The sequence below is a fragment of the Sphingobacterium hotanense genome, assembly GCF_008274825.1.
Taxonomy (GTDB): domain Bacteria; phylum Bacteroidota; class Bacteroidia; order Sphingobacteriales; family Sphingobacteriaceae; genus Sphingobacterium; species Sphingobacterium hotanense.
The window spans coordinates 2,191,360-2,205,935 of the sequence record NZ_CP030848.1 but is presented as its reverse complement, the minus strand read 5'-3'; the positions used below and the strand labels follow the sequence as shown (position 1 = coordinate 2,205,935).

Sequence of the window (14,576 nt, the reverse complement as noted above, 5' to 3'; positions counted from 1 at the left end):
TATATATTTTTTGTATTTTAGGACATCAAAGCGAATTTGCCTTTATATGGTCACGGAAATAGTCATTATCCTAATCTTAATCATCCTAAACGGAATCCTGTCAGCATCAGAAATTGCCATTGTATCCAGCCGAAAGGCGCGCTTACAAGCGGCTAGCGAAAAAAATGCAGGTGCTAAAAAAGCATTGGAATTAAAAGATAATCCAAACAACTTCTTATCAACGGTACAGATCGGGATTACCTTAATTGGTATCTTGACAGGTTTTTTTAGTGGGGGCTCGATCTCCACCTTCCTTGCTGAGCAAATGAACCAAGTATCTTTCTTGGCGCCTTACAGCTCGCAGATTGCCGTTATTGTCGTCGTATTAACCATCACTTATCTATCGCTGGTTATCGGAGAATTAGTACCCAAGCGAATTGGTATGGCCATTCCGGAGAAGTACGCTTCTTTTATTGCTCTTCCCATGAACTTACTAAGTAAGATCGTGAAGCCCTTTGTTTGGTTATTGAGCGTCTCTACGGATTTTATTGTCAAACTATTCAACATCAAATCGAATCAGAATGCAGTAACCGAAGAAGAGATTAAGGCATTAGTGGATGAAGGAGTCGATAGCGGGGCTATTGAGGGCATTGAACATGATATGGTAGACCGCGTACTCAGTCTTGGAGATAAACGTGCTATCAATCTAATGGTACACCGATCTAAGATCACATACCTGGATATACAAAAGTCCTTCGAGGAGAACAAAGCCTATATTCTTGCAGACGAACATACAGAATACCCGGTATGTAATGGTAATTTCGACCATGTTATCGGCGTTGTGCATATCAAAACGTTATTTAAAGAGTATTTAACGAGTGATGAGCCAGAACTCACAAACCTACTGCAGCCTATCCCGTTCATCAATGAAAATACTTATGCATACAATGTCATGCAGTCTATGAAGACATCAGGCGTTATGCAAGCCGTAGTAGTTGATGAATACGGAAGTCCGCAAGGTATCATCACGATGGCTGATCTTGTCGGCTCATTAGTCGGCGGATTTGACTCGCCAGAGGATGACGAAAAGAAAACAATCCGACAACGCGAAGATGGTTCTTACGTAATCGACGGCAGTTACCAACTAGACGATTTCATCGAACTCTTCAAAATCGACCTCACCGAAGATGACGAAGACGAAATCGGAAACCTAACGACAGTCGCAGGATTAGTATTCCTCCTACTCGACCATATCCCAGAAGAAGGTGAACAAGTAGTTTACAAAAACCTCGAATTTGAAGTACTCGATATGGATGGTCACCGAATCGATAAGCTAATCGTTAATGTCCAGGGCGAAACAAGCGATGAGACGGCAAATATTGACTAGTAGTTAGTATTTAGTAATGCGAATTAAGGGTTGAAATATATTGGAAAAATCTTCTTAAAAAGAGGGGTGAAAACTTTCATAAAAGCCTGATTATCAGTATATTTATAATGTTCCTTAAGCATTATAAAACAACATGATCAATCAGGCCAAGGCTCTAAAATTAATAAAATTATACCAGTATGTGTGTGATAAATATGACAGTGAACTGCAATATTACTGTCAGCGATTTTCAAACAATAACAAACCTGACTTTACTGATCAGGAGGTTTTGACCATCTATTTATTCAGTGTGCACGAGGAACAGCGGCTAAGGATCAAGCAGATTCATAAATTCGCCTCGGATTATCTGATGGATTGGTTTCCCAAGCTAACTTCGTACGTAGCATTCAACACCCGTATCAACCGCCTTTTTGATGTTTTGAGATCTCTCTGTCAGTCAGTTATAGAGGACTTTGCTCCAGAAGAGTGCTCCAGAGAATTTTCCCTACTGGACTCTATGCCCATCATAACCTGCAGTGGGACTAGAAGAGCAAAGGTAGCTCTGGAGATAACGGATAAAAGCTTCTGCTCAACGAAGAGGCTTTGGTATTTTGGATTAAAACTTCATGCGCTCAACAGCTATAACAAATCCACGCTGCCTCGTCCGGAAAGCATTGTAATAAGCAAGGCATCTGAAAGTGACCTGAACATATTTAAGGAGAATTGGGCATCCATCGCAGGTAGGACGTTCTTTGGTGACAAGATATACCGTGACGCCCCATTCTTCGAGTGGTTTTATAAAGAAAAGAAATCAATTATGTATACCCCGATAAGGGAAACCCAAGGAAAGCCGGATTGTTTAAAAAACAGGGATCGTGCTTATAATGATCTGTTTTCAAGAGCAGTATCTAGGGTAAGACAACCAATCGAATCCTTTTTTAATTGGATAAATGAAAAAACACAGATACAAAACGCAAGTAAGGTCAGATCTACCAAAGGACTATTAGTACATGTGTTCGGTAAATTAACAGCCTGTTTCATAAAGCCTATTTTCAACCCTTAATTCGCATTAGTAGTTAGTATTTAGACCTATGGCTGCTATATAGACATTAGATATGAGATTTTAGACATTAGAGCAGGGCGCCTTATCGGCGCCTTTTTTTGTGCAGATTATAGGGGTTATTTTTAGAAAGGGTACTTTTTCTGAACGAGGAAAGGAAGGATTCAAGGATTAGCAGGATGTATTGTTTAGCCGGATGTTTTGTTTTGAACCAGGAAAAAAAGGATTTAAGGATTAGCAGGATCCTGTCAATCCTTAAATCCTTCCTTTCCTGGTTCAAGACAATAGTGCCCTCATTCAATGCCCTGCCCAATCTTGTCAATCATTGCATCCTTCCTTTCCTGGTTCAAGACAATTGTGCCCTCATTCAACGAATACCCAATCCTGTCAATCATTGCATCCTTCCTTTCCTGGTTCAAGACAACGTATCCTGCAAATCCTTAAATCATTCCTTTCCTGGTTCAAGACCAACTTTCTTGTTTAAACCAATGGTCAAAGACCAACTTTCCTCACACTCCCACCATCTATAATCAATCCTCAAACCTTCATTTACTTAAAACCCTTTCAAAGCCCTTTCACTCCCCTTTAATAACCCAATCAAAGCCGCTCTGAAAGGGCTATGATATGGGAGTGAATAGGCTAAAATATGGGATATTTCAAAAGCAGTCCTGACCAACCTAAATCGGAATAAGTAGCAGACCATAGGCCTAAATACTAACTACTAAATACTAACTACCAATTAAATACTAGCGAAGATTGCGGATCAATTTCACCAGCTCGCTTCGTTGTAGCAAACCGCTTTGTCGCCACACCTGTTCGCCATTTTTGTAAAGAATTAATGTGGGTACTCCTTGAATTTGGAATTTTGCCGCTAAGGCCTGGTTTCTATCCACGTCAATTTTGATGATGCTGAGGGAATCACCAATTTCTTCCTTTACTTCCTTCAATATCGGTGCTAGCGTCTGGCAAGGACCACACCATGCTGCCGAAAAATCAACTAGTACTACTTTATTACCTTGAATTAATTCATTAAAACTTGCCATTTGTTTAGATTTTAGACATTAGATTTTAGATATAAGAACTAGCAAAATGCTAGAATAGTTTTTTATTAGATTTAAGACATTAGAGTTTAGATATAAGAACTAGCAAACTGTTAACATTGTTTTATCTATTATTTTAATATAACAAATACTTAGAAGCATAGGTTCGAAACTACGCTCTAATGTCTAAAATCTAATCCCTACACAGTTCTTCAAGATCTTCGATCGTGCCGGTAAACATATTTAGATCGACTGGGCCTTTTATTCCTCTAACAGATCCTTTTTCCGAAAACTGCCAGAAGTTCCAGTGCTTCTCTGGTCGTTCTACCCAGAAGTTATAGTTAGCAATCCACAGGGTATAATCTTCGAATTCCTTTTCTAGGAAGTCGGCGAAATACTTATCTCCGGAATATAAAATTGGTTTTATGTCATAATGATTTTCTACGAGCGTCAGCCAGCGCTTTAGACCTACTTTCAGACTGTCCATCGACTGGTTTCTCGGCATTTCTTCAATATCCAACACCGGTGGAAGGTCTCCCGACTCTAGTTTCACTGTTTTAATGAAGTTATTAGCCTGCTTGGTTGAGTTTTCATTGGGGCGGAAGTAATGATATGCCCCGCGAAGCTTATTCCTTTTTTTTATCGCTTTCCAGTTTTCTTTAAATGCGCGATCTTTCGCACGCTCGCCCATCGTCGCGCGGACAAAGATAAAATCAACCGGGAATTCGTCATGTATCGTCAATACTTCGTCCCAGGAAATATCACCTTGATATTGGGAGACATCAATGCCGTAAATCTTATCGTCATAGCGCCGCATGAGCTCTTTATTACGGATATCGTATTTCGATAAGTCCTCTCTTTCTATCTTTCCTTTCTCAAACCATTTCACAAAAAGATAAGATATACCGGCGCGATGCTGGATAGCAAAAATTAGGAACACTAAAGCGAGTGGAATGGCAATGCTCCAAATCAACAACTTACGTTGAACCTGTTTATCTGTTTGCACTTTTTTCTTGCCAGATTTCCTGCTTTTTGACATATTGCGTGAAATTAGGCTATTTCTGCCGCATAGTCAAAAAATATTTATTCATGATTGTTTATAACCCCAAGGACTGGTTTAAGACCATTAGTTATCTTCACAATAGCAAAATATTCAAACGTCTTTTACCCTATCTTATCATCTCTATATTTGTTTCCTGGGGGCTGGCATATCTAGAGCTAGAGTATCTGAAACTTTCTGATCGGAGCTGGATCAAGAATATTACTACCGTGCATAACCTATTGGGCTTTGTCCTGTCGTTGCTTTTAGTTTTTCGAACGAATACCGCTTATGACCGCTGGTGGGAAGCGCGCAAACAATGGGGCGCATTGACGAATACCAGCCGCACGCTTGCCATCAAGATGAATGCTTTTCTCGACCCACAAGATAAAGTAAACCGTAGCTTTTATAGAAAGTCGATTGCTTTGTTTGCCGAAACCTTGTACACCTACCTGCGTTCGGATTACACGAAGTTTATGCTGGATGAAGTGGAGCACCCGGAACTAAATGCATTGGATGAAAAGAAGCACGGCCCGAATCAGGTTGCTGCATTAATCTACAAGAAGACCAATATATTGTATAAAGATGGGAAACTTTCAGGAGATCAATTTATCCTGATCAATAAAGAATTGACAGCACTCACCGAAGTAACGGGTGCATGCGAACGCATAAAAAATACACCAATACCTTTAGGTTATAGCGCATTTATCAAAACCTTTATCGTTTTATATACAGCGACTCTACCTATTGGACTGGTATTTTCCATGGGCTATTTTGTTACTGCAGCCGTTCCATTCATATTTTATGTTCTTGCCACCTTGGAAATGATCGGCGAATCGATTGAAGACCCGTTTGGTTCAGATTCTGATGACCTCCCAATCGAGAAAATCTCGGCTAACATTAAGAAGCATACCCAGGAAGTACTTCTCCCCTAGTTTGAGCTTTTTTTAAGAATAGTAAGCGTATTCAGTAAATAATGAAAAAGTAGGGCAACCGTTTTTACGACGGTTGCCCTTTAGTTTTACGCGATGTTTTGATCAAAATAAACGATAAACTGGGTTGGATTAAGCCCCCGATGATCTTTAATTGATTTCGCAAATTTTCCGTAGGATGAAAAACCGCAGTAAGCCGCTAAATAAGCTAGTTTAAAGCTTCGTGCCTGTTCGGTTTTACGCAGGTAGTCTTCCAAAAAGCAAATTCGCAGAATATTCACGTAATTTGGAAAATCACTTCCTTTGTTCTTGTTTACGACATAAGAAAGATACTTGGAATTACAGCCGATTTCTCGAGCTGCCGATGTAATGGAACAAGCTGGATTAAGGAAGTAGCGTTCTTGTTCCCATTCGTTTAGTGCATTCAAAAGTTTGCCCTCTGTTTCATGGCTCATGTAAGCCTTCGTGTTAGAAGATTCGTTTTTTGCAATCATACAATTTGGTTGTTTTACTATTAATATTTAATTCGCAGATTTAATTTATTTGTGTTTCGCAGATTATAGTTTTAAAGGCTTCGCAGCGCCTTGTTGTTTATTATTTAATGAATTATCTAATTTAAGTCCAGGTAATATCCTAGATTATTCTCTTTGCCATCGACCATATCTTCGATAGCCCCATTCTTATCTTTTGCCTCCTGATGAAGTTCCTCATAGTCCTTCGTGTATAATGCATTCGGGACCACATTCACATCAAATATCAGCTCTTCTTTGTCGGTCGTTGCAAAATTGCCGTAAAGCTCAATATAATGCTTCGCATAGCCCACGTTTTTTGCACTATTGAATCGCAGACTGATGATTCCCTCTTCACCGGGAGGAACATTCTTCGTTGTGATTTTATTAACGACCAGACAGCCACAAGATGTAATAATGTCCGTGAGCAGCAGGGGAACATCTCCTGTGTTCTTAAATTTATAGACAACATCTAACTCTTGGCCCGTAAGAATCGGGTAATAATGACGATCATTATCGATGATCTCAATCTTTGTCTTTTTTCCTTTGAAATCAGTACAAGAGGAAAAAATGATCAACAGTATGTAACAACTATATACTAATTTACTCATTTTACTAAAATTTTTAATTAAAAACTTGAACTTCATCCAAACCTAGTCTCGATAGTTGTGGATTACTTGTACTGATTTTTATTTCACAGATGGTATTTGCTTCAAATTTTTCCACCGGAATAGTTAGCGTGTAGACCGAATCTCCTTCGTTAGTATCGACGATATCGGTGCGGAAGATAACCTTTCCTCCCTGCAGCACCTCTACTTTTGTTGGTGCTCCATATTGATGACGCGTGTTTTTTAGAAATCTAAGCTTCATCTCTTTCATCTGTTCGAATGCTCCTTCCTCGAGAATAAGCGTCATGGTTTTGCTTGCGGTTACCCATCCTTGGTGAAAGTCGTTGTTAAAACCAAGTATGCCATCTGCCAAAAGCGTTTTGTCTAAGACATCGTTTTCATTGCTGACCACGCTTAGTAGCTTCGTAGACTTTAGTTGATTTGGTTTCTGCAATTTTCCTGCGTAAGCGTTCCATTGCGCTAGATATTCGCCCAAATCGCCATTAGATTCCTTGAAGACCTTTAATTTTCCATCGTCTACATCCTTTTTCAACTGCTTCATCAACGTATTTGCAAATCGATTTGGACGGACATAATGATCCACAACTTCGAAAGCTCCTCCTTTATTCAAGCCGTTGCTGTAAGCAATTTGCAAACGTGTATATCGGAACGCCGCCAATAGCTTTTCCAATGCCTCTCGTTCATAACCCTTCGTTTTCGGTAAAACTTTTTGAAGCGACTCGTTAAGGCTCAAGAAATTACTCGCGTTAAAATATGATGATTTCACTTCTGGAAAGCCTGCGTACAGCGAGTACGGTTTAGCCTTTGTAGCAAAATCGTCTTCCAATTGTAAATAACAGTCAGCGAGCAGCTGATGTGATTTTGGGTAGAACTTTTTAAGGTATGCTTTTGTCAGTTTATCTATCTCCAGTTCTGTATTTATCATTAACGCAGCGGCAACATATGTCTTAAGATCATCGAAGCTACTATAATCATATCCAGCGGCATTTAAGAATATACCTTCGACCCCTTCTTCCTTAAAACCTTGAAGCTGTGCTTTCAGGACGTTTAGGGATGGTAAGGGTGTTAAGTAGTCGTCAAAATTCGATGAATAATCCCATAGATAAATGGTCTTCGTTTTCGATTTCCAAGCCTCAATTTCATCAATAAACGATTGAAACTTCGAATTGTCCTTGAAATTGGTAATTTTTGGTAATTCAATGGTACTAAAAAAGAGTCCTGCATTATCTTCGAACGCATAAGCAGGCGGCTCATTTACCGAATGATATCGGATCGTGAAGAATTGATGCTGGCGAAATTGCTTAGCCAATTTATTGATCAATAGTACAACTGCAGGCGCGGCATTTTTATCTGTATTTCCTGCAGCTTGACAACGGTCGCAAGTACATGACAGCAAATTATCATTTGGAGCAATCATAAACTTCATGCCTTCTTCAGGCTTATCGCTAAAATTGTCCTGAATATATTCTTTTAGTTGATTGTACAAGGTATCACCACTAAAGCAATACTGTTCTTGTGTAATCTTGCCATTTACTTCGGCCCATACGCCCGGAGCATCTTGTATGATGCGGGTAATGTTATGTCCCCAGATCCCCCATTCGGTATCTAAATTGTTTGTCCCTAATAATGCTGCATATTCTACGTTAGTATTTGGCGCGTAATGTGGTTCACGATAAGTAAAATCGAAATCCTTGCATTGATTAGTAAATGTGAGATAGGCAGGCGGCAGGTCCTCTGTTTTTATTTCCTTTTTGACCTGTCCCAGGCTTTCGATCAGTTGATAGCTCATCCAAGTGGCAATCGCTTTCGTCTTTACGCGTATATGCAGTTTATCTTTGGTATGCTGAATACAGTAGTCGTTATTCAAATCTGCTGCTATCTCTACATGTATTTGCTTATGGTTTGCAGGGATGTTCTCATTGTCTTCAGCTCGACTGAATAGATCTTTCTTTGAAGTCCGCTTGCTCAGATGATTGAATAGATATTCCTGCCATTGTTCGCTGGCCGCGTCTTGTTCTGCGGTCAAAACATAAGCATTCGCATCTAATCCATAGAAATCTGATTCACAAGAGGTAAACAACATGATAAAGCAACTGAAGATGATATTAAAAAGCAACATTGACTTGCAAAAATAAGTTATATAAATTACGGTACTGTTCAGGATTTGGGCTTGTTTGAAAATTATACCAAGTCCCCATTACACTTGCTGATACGTTTTTAGTTAACAAGCGTCCGACGCCTGCTCCTACCATGCTATTCATCACCGAAAGGGTATTGAGCCTTTGGTAATCAAGAATATCAACGTCGGGTGTTGACCCCATATTTGCCAACGCTAGAACATAATTTTTAGGATTATCAAAACTATATCGTGCTTGCGCTGCTACATTATAGACCCACTTCTCCTGCAATCCTGCCTGTGTGAACTTGGCTTGCAGCCTGAACTGGTTGAAGTCTTTCCCAACGCCCACAACTGCGGAACTCAACTTTTCATCGTTATAAAGTTTCCTATGGCCAACGCCCAATTCTAATTCCCAGTCCTTCGGAAATGTTCGAATAATAGCACCGTGAACGGCAAATTTAGAGAAATATTTGTTAGACACGCTAAAATCTACTCGAGATGCCCAATGGCTACTCCAATTTCTGCCCCATTCCAACTGTCCTTGAACCCCCTTGCCTTCTTCTCTACCTGAATAGAAAACACGGGCCGTATAGTTGTTTTTAGCACACATACGCATGTATTCTAAGGCGGAAATGGTCTGGATCGAATAATAGTCGCCATAACGAGATCGCATATGACTGATTGCGAATTCGTTCTGATACATTTTGTAGTTCAAGTATTTTAAATTTGCTTTGAACTCGTCCAGCTCCAATAAACTCGGCTCATAGAATGACTGATAATAAAAGGCGGAGTCGTATTGCTTTAATTTCTCGTAAGCAAGGCCTTTGAGGTACTTCAGCTCCTTGTTCGCCGGCTTATACTGCAATCCCTTATCGGCAACTAAAAGGGCTTCATTTTCAGCCTTTTCAGACAACAATTGAGCTGCATGATCATGTGAGGCTTGCACATAGGCATTTACAACTTCATTATGATAAGGGTTTCGGATGACTTCTTCTCCCATTAGTGCCCAAATATCTTTGGTCGGAGCACCATTCAATTGCATCGCCGATGCTAAGCGAACTTTAAATATGCTTTCATCTGGAAATGCTTCATTAGCACGCTTCGCAAAAGTTAGCATTTGCCCTTTATCTTGCATTTGATGGGATAGGTTAACTGCATAAAGCAACGCTTGCTGATTTTTCGGAGAAACGTCCAACCAACGGTTTACCCAATTCATGGCATCTCGATAACGCTGTGCCTCTGTACTTTCTTTTACTACCTGAGCCATCATATCGTTAAAACCAGATAGGTAATAGAATTGCTGATCAGGTTTTAAACTCGCTAATAGACCTTCATAGCTGCTTACAGCCTTATCATACTGCTGAAGGCGCATATATATGCTCGACTTTTTATTGCTAAGTTGGCATCACTTGGGTTTGCACGATGCATTTCTTCGAGAATCTGTAGTGCATCGGAGAACTTCCCTTGTTGATAATAAGCGTTAAGCAGACCATTGTTGATAAAGTCGCGATACTCGGCATTTGCATGCGGAATCAACTGGCGAAGCTTAGTTTCTGCCAAGTTCCACTCTTCTGCAGCTAGATGATCTTTAATTTCTGAGCTAATGACCCTCACATAGCCATCTTTTAAATCGCTATCATTAGGATAGTTCAAGAACATGGTTTTTGTCAATTGATTTACCTTAGACTGGTCATTCTTTAAACGGTATAATTCTAGTTCCTTTGCTGAGAGCGTCTTCGAGTTACCTTTGATGCGCATAAAGCTGTGTAAACGATGTAGCGCTTCGTCATATTGCTGTTGCGCTACTAAGCTATTGAATACAACTTGGAATGCCTCATCATTGCCTGGAGTCGCGTCGAGGATCTTGCCATAAAGCACTGCCGGATCGTTCTGTTTGGCCGATCGCCCCGCTTCTAATAGAAAGTACTGGTATTGCCCGCCATTGATAGCGGAAGGGTCATTCTTGATAAAGGCAAGGATCTCATCGTAGCGTTTATTTTGTTCTAACAAGGCGACTTTCTTTTGCCTCAAGGCGCTGTTGGTTGGAAAGGCATTTAAACCCCGCTCAGTTGTTACCAAAGCGCTATTATAATCACCCGCCTTTATATAGCCATTGATTAGGTCCATGTAGACTTCGATATTCTTTGGCTTTTCCTGCAGCAGTAATTTATTCACTTCGATGGCATCGTCGATACGTCCCGACTTACGCTTGCTATTCGCAGTCAATTCCATTTGATAATTGAGGTCGTCCTGAATCTGTCCATCCTCTGGAAAGATTTGAGAAATACGCTTTAAGAGACGGTTGGCTTCCACTTCATTACCCTGAAGTCTATAAAGCTCTATCTTTTTGCGCCAAAGTCCCTTCCAATAGGGATTAACCTCTAATAGTTCATTGACATAGCAAATAGCACTTGAATACCGTTTGGTTTCAGTTTCTACTGTTACTAGAAGATGTCGGGAATCAACATTGCCAGGATTGAATTCCAGAGATTTATTCAATTCGAAACGTGCCTTATCATATTGCTTGGTCAATACATAGTATTTTCCCAACAACATTTTAAGATCAGAATCCTTAGGGGATTTCTTCAAGTTTATTTCTGTCAATTGCTTTCCATCTTGTAGTTTCCCTGCTTGATATAGGCTGTTGATTTTCTTAACAACATCGCCCTTGTCGCTTATGCTGACTTTTTGCTGGCCATAAAGCCTATTGCCGGAGAAATCGACCATGCTGCCAGTGCATAGCAAGAGCATGAACATTCCCGTGCGAAGATATGTATATTTGCGGTTCATTAAATTTTAAGCTAACGGTTTATTGACATGTTTAAGCTGCTTTTGACTCGGTATTCGATTGAAATCCTTGGCGGGTCATAGTTCCCCATTTGAATTTTTTCTTAGTCAGGAATTGCCAGTATCCTCTCAAAGAGAAAAACACTACAAAAGGGTGATAGAAAAACGCTTCGAACGATGAAAAGAGAATTAGCTTTAAATACTCTGCAAATGTTTTATACTGTTTTTTAATGGACAAGTCGAATACAATTGTTAGGGTCGAGATACTTACTCCAATCAGATAAACGTAGAGCAGCATTAACCAAAAGGTGTTGAAGTTAATCTGTTCGGTATAGAGTTGAAAGATTAGGAAGAACACACCGGTCGTCTCAATTATCGGTGCTAATAACTCAAAGAATAAGGCATAAGGCATAATTACGAGTCCCATGCGCCCATAGCGCTTATTGAATAGAAAGCGACGATGTACGAAGAAGATTTGTAATAAGCCCCTTCCCCATCTCGTTCTTTGACGAGCTAAGACATTGAGGTTTGGCGGACCTTCAGTCCAACAACATGTGAATGGTGTCTGGACAATACGATAAGGTTCTTTATGCTCGCGTTTGTAAGCGATCATTCGCAATGTCATGTCCATATCTTCCGCATGTGAATTTGTATCAAATCCACCGCAGTCGATCACTGTTTGCTTCTCAAACAATCCAAACCCTCCAGACACATTCGGTATGGAATTGATAGCAGACCAACCCATCTTTGCCACCAAATACGAACGTAGGTATTCGGTTTCCTGAAAGGTCGGTATCACCTGTCTCGGAGGTCTTACACGCGTAATCTTCCCTTCCTGTACCTCGCATCCATTCGCCATACGCATCGTAGCACCTACAGCAATAACCGGGATATCCGAATCTAAAACCGGTAGAATAACTTTGGTAAGCGTATCTGGCGCAAGAATACAATCTACGTCTGTATTGATGAAATAGTCGTACTTCGCCACGTTTACACCGGCGTTCATCGCGTCAGCTTTCGTCCCTCCATTGACTTTATCTACAACAATGACTTTGTCATACAATGGGTTAAACGATTTGAATACACGCTTCATCGGCCTACACTCAACTTTGTTGATATAAGCATAAGGCACTTCGACCATTTCAAAATTTGAGATCAGCAGATCCAATGTGTTATCCGTACTCCCATCATTCACAATGATGATCTCGTAGTTCGGGTAGTTTAGACTTAGTAAGGATTTTACGCTGTCAATAACAATTACCTCTTCATTATAAGCTGGCGCTACAATGGATATACCAGGTGCTGCTTCAGGATATTCGACCAAAATACGCTCCTCTCGGACAGTATATCTTGTTTTATGACGCCAAATATTAAAGTAGCCCATTACCGCAAGCGACAAATATATGAGCGTAATCGATGTGGCATAAAAGAATATGCCATACCCATAGATAGAAAATAATATATCTAACATCTGTTTTGTCCCTTATGGTTAAAGACCTGATTGATAATTCACCTGGTCAAAGATTTTCTTTCCAAACTCGTTGCTCTTAGCTGATAATTCTCTCAATGCGGTACTACCTTCTTCGCCGTATTGCTGAATAGCATATGCCACTTCAATTTTAAGCTCATTGTCGAAAATCCGGTTATAGCTATAGCAGAGAAAGCCTAGTCCTTCCGCAGTTTTGAAGTGGGTAATAGCTTTGATAATAGCGCGTGGTACATCTTTACTAGTCATCGGGAATAGCTTGAAAAGATTAGGTTCAACCTCCTGATGTCCCAATTTCCCAAGGGTCTCGATGATAGATATTTTTAAGATGCTAGAACTTTCAGTTTCCAACATGCTGGCAAGAATTGGCGTAGCTTCTGTTTGCTTGAAGAATCCGATTTCTTTAATCATAAAAGCTTTAAATGCCTCATTCTCGGAAGTCCTTACCCAACGAGTTAGTAAGGGAAGAGGTCCGCTCTTAGCTCTGCTCGTCAAGAAATGATGTATCAGGATTTCATCTAAAGCATTGAAGTCAGAATCAAAGCTATCCTCTAAGAACTTGAACGGATCGTTAGTATCATACTGCAACGCTGCAGCACGCGCATGCTTCCTTAGCCCTTTATCCTTGTGATAAGCTGATCGCATTATTATTGCTCCTGCGCAACCATTGCCTAGGTCGTCAAGCTTACGTAATGCATTACGACGACGGCTCGAGCTGCTTGACAAAAGTTCTTTTTCCCAAAAACATGGAATTGCGTATGCATTTAACAATGCTCGAACATTCTGTTGGTTGACTTTGTTCTTTTTCCCAGACCCGATCTGGATGAGATCAATGATGATATCAGTAAACACCATCTTATCTTGTTTATTCTTCACTAATCGGATGGAATCAGCAAGCTGAAAAGCAACATGCTCTTCCGATAGATTTCTTTCCTCAAAAATAATTGCATTGATACGATCCCCCATCTTCGTTTCAATGCGATTCTTTCTGCGCTCGATAGCTTTATGATATAGATTAATAGCTAAAAAGCGAATTAAGCTAAAAATGTATACTAGCACCAGAATCGATACAAGTAGTACCGTTAGACGGATGATCAGCGGATACCCGAAGAACTTGCTCTCCAGATATAGCGCATAATATTGAATGTAATAGGTAATATCCATAATGTTTTAAAATAAGGTAAACGATTTAGTAATGCTGATTTGTGTTCTTTTTGTTCCTGTTTGTTGTTAATTCAAAATTAGAATCAACACAAAAGAAAATTATCTCATTTTTGTAGGTTTTTGACCACTTGGGAAAATAAGACATAGTGATACACTTTTTAAAATATTAGTTTTCAACACATTATAAAACATCCACCCATAGCTTTCCCTCCTATCCATTTTCTGAATTCGGAAAAAAAATTGGTAAAAATTCGGAAATTGGACAGAGAAAAAACCGGTGGACATTTCCTGTTTTCTGCATGTTTATATCAAAATCAGTATAATTTGAAAAGATGATTTGAGGAAACAATGATTTTTATCACAAAAGTCTACTGATTTTGAGATACCGATCGAGAAGGATTTATAAAATATTGACGAATTTGAGAATTTTCTCAGAAGAATTGTAAAAGATAGGTACTGTCTCAAA

General features: G+C 39.8%; 12 protein-coding genes. 3 read left to right on the top strand and 9 right to left on the bottom strand.

Going from position 1 to position 14,576, the window contains the following annotated elements:
• The first annotated feature begins 46 nt into the window (after positions 1-46).
• Positions 47-1,366, top strand: a complete 1,320-nt coding sequence (locus DSM08_RS09180) for a hemolysin family protein (protein WP_149525869.1) — start codon at positions 47-49, stop codon at positions 1,364-1,366.
• Between the two features lie 133 nt (positions 1,367-1,499).
• Positions 1,500-2,408 (top strand): transposase, encoded by a 909-nt coding sequence (locus DSM08_RS09175; RefSeq protein ID WP_149524797.1) that lies wholly within the window; start codon positions 1,500-1,502, stop codon positions 2,406-2,408.
• A gap of 743 nt (positions 2,409-3,151) precedes the next feature.
• On the opposite strand, the gene trxA is transcribed toward DSM08_RS09175, so the two are convergent.
• On the bottom strand, positions 3,152-3,448 hold the full coding sequence (gene trxA, locus DSM08_RS09170; RefSeq protein ID WP_149525868.1) for a thioredoxin: 297 nt from the start codon (positions 3,446-3,448) through the stop codon (positions 3,152-3,154).
• Between the two features lie 190 nt (positions 3,449-3,638).
• The gene (locus DSM08_RS09165; protein WP_246172547.1) at positions 3,639-4,451 is read right to left on the bottom strand and encodes a GH25 family lysozyme; all 813 of its coding nucleotides are present in this window, start codon (positions 4,449-4,451) and stop codon (positions 3,639-3,641) included.
• 83 nt (positions 4,452-4,534) lie between these two features.
• On the opposite strand from DSM08_RS09165, the gene DSM08_RS09160 reads away from it, so the two are divergent.
• Complete coding sequence (locus DSM08_RS09160) at positions 4,535-5,419, top strand: bestrophin family protein (RefSeq protein ID WP_149525866.1); 885 nt, start codon at positions 4,535-4,537, stop codon at positions 5,417-5,419.
• Between the two features lie 86 nt (positions 5,420-5,505).
• Here DSM08_RS09160 and DSM08_RS09155 read toward each other — a convergent pair whose 3' ends face one another.
• The 7 genes from DSM08_RS09155 to DSM08_RS09125 form a co-directional block, all read right to left on the bottom strand.
• Positions 5,506-5,910 carry a helix-turn-helix domain-containing protein gene (locus DSM08_RS09155; protein WP_149525865.1) on the bottom strand — a complete coding sequence of 135 codons (405 nt, stop codon included), beginning with the start codon at positions 5,908-5,910 and terminating at the stop codon, positions 5,506-5,508.
• Between the two features lie 116 nt (positions 5,911-6,026).
• Complete coding sequence (locus DSM08_RS09150; protein WP_149525864.1) at positions 6,027-6,536, bottom strand: DUF1573 domain-containing protein; 510 nt, start codon at positions 6,534-6,536, stop codon at positions 6,027-6,029.
• 13 nt (positions 6,537-6,549) lie between these two features.
• Complete coding sequence (locus DSM08_RS09145; protein WP_149525863.1) at positions 6,550-8,673, bottom strand: DUF4838 domain-containing protein; 2,124 nt, start codon at positions 8,671-8,673, stop codon at positions 6,550-6,552.
• Entirely contained in the window at positions 8,660-10,045 is a 1,386-nt protein-coding gene (locus DSM08_RS09140; protein ID WP_149525862.1) for a YaiO family outer membrane beta-barrel protein, read from the bottom strand. The genes DSM08_RS09145 and DSM08_RS09140 overlap by 14 nt, the downstream gene beginning before the upstream one ends.
• Entirely contained in the window at positions 10,015-11,463 is a 1,449-nt protein-coding gene (locus DSM08_RS09135; RefSeq protein ID WP_149525861.1) for a tetratricopeptide repeat protein, read from the bottom strand. The genes DSM08_RS09140 and DSM08_RS09135 overlap by 31 nt, the downstream gene beginning before the upstream one ends.
• 31 nt (positions 11,464-11,494) lie before the next feature.
• The gene (locus DSM08_RS09130) at positions 11,495-12,931 is read right to left on the bottom strand and encodes a glycosyltransferase family 2 protein (protein WP_149525860.1); all 1,437 of its coding nucleotides are present in this window, start codon (positions 12,929-12,931) and stop codon (positions 11,495-11,497) included.
• An 18-nt stretch (positions 12,932-12,949) separates the two neighbouring features.
• Positions 12,950-14,110, bottom strand: coding sequence for a HEAT repeat domain-containing protein (locus DSM08_RS09125; protein WP_149525859.1), 1,161 nt, complete (start codon positions 14,108-14,110; stop codon positions 12,950-12,952).
• Positions 14,111-14,576: the final 466 nt, after the last annotated feature.

Excerpts from the sequence above, each read along its gene's own strand:
- DSM08_RS09180 (WP_149525869.1), top strand. The coding sequence starts at position 47 with ATGGTCACGGAAATAGTCATTATCCTAATCTTAATCATCCTAAACGGA.
- DSM08_RS09175 (WP_149524797.1), top strand. The coding sequence starts at position 1,500 with ATGATCAATCAGGCCAAGGCTCTAAAATTAATAAAATTATACCAGTAT.
- trxA (WP_149525868.1), bottom strand. The coding sequence starts at position 3,448 with ATGGCAAGTTTTAATGAATTAATTCAAGGTAATAAAGTAGTACTAGTT.
- DSM08_RS09160 (WP_149525866.1), top strand. The coding sequence starts at position 4,535 with ATGATTGTTTATAACCCCAAGGACTGGTTTAAGACCATTAGTTATCTT.
- DSM08_RS09155 (WP_149525865.1), bottom strand. The coding sequence starts at position 5,910 with ATGATTGCAAAAAACGAATCTTCTAACACGAAGGCTTACATGAGCCAT.
- DSM08_RS09150 (WP_149525864.1), bottom strand. The coding sequence starts at position 6,536 with ATGAGTAAATTAGTATATAGTTGTTACATACTGTTGATCATTTTTTCC.
- DSM08_RS09145 (WP_149525863.1), bottom strand. The coding sequence starts at position 8,673 with ATGTTGCTTTTTAATATCATCTTCAGTTGCTTTATCATGTTGTTTACC.
- DSM08_RS09140 (WP_149525862.1), bottom strand. The coding sequence starts at position 10,045 with ATGCGCCTTCAGCAGTATGATAAGGCTGTAAGCAGCTATGAAGGTCTA.
- DSM08_RS09135 (WP_149525861.1), bottom strand. The coding sequence starts at position 11,463 with ATGAACCGCAAATATACATATCTTCGCACGGGAATGTTCATGCTCTTG.
- DSM08_RS09130 (WP_149525860.1), bottom strand. The coding sequence starts at position 12,931 with ATGTTAGATATATTATTTTCTATCTATGGGTATGGCATATTCTTTTAT.
- DSM08_RS09125 (WP_149525859.1), bottom strand. The coding sequence starts at position 14,110 with ATGGATATTACCTATTACATTCAATATTATGCGCTATATCTGGAGAGC.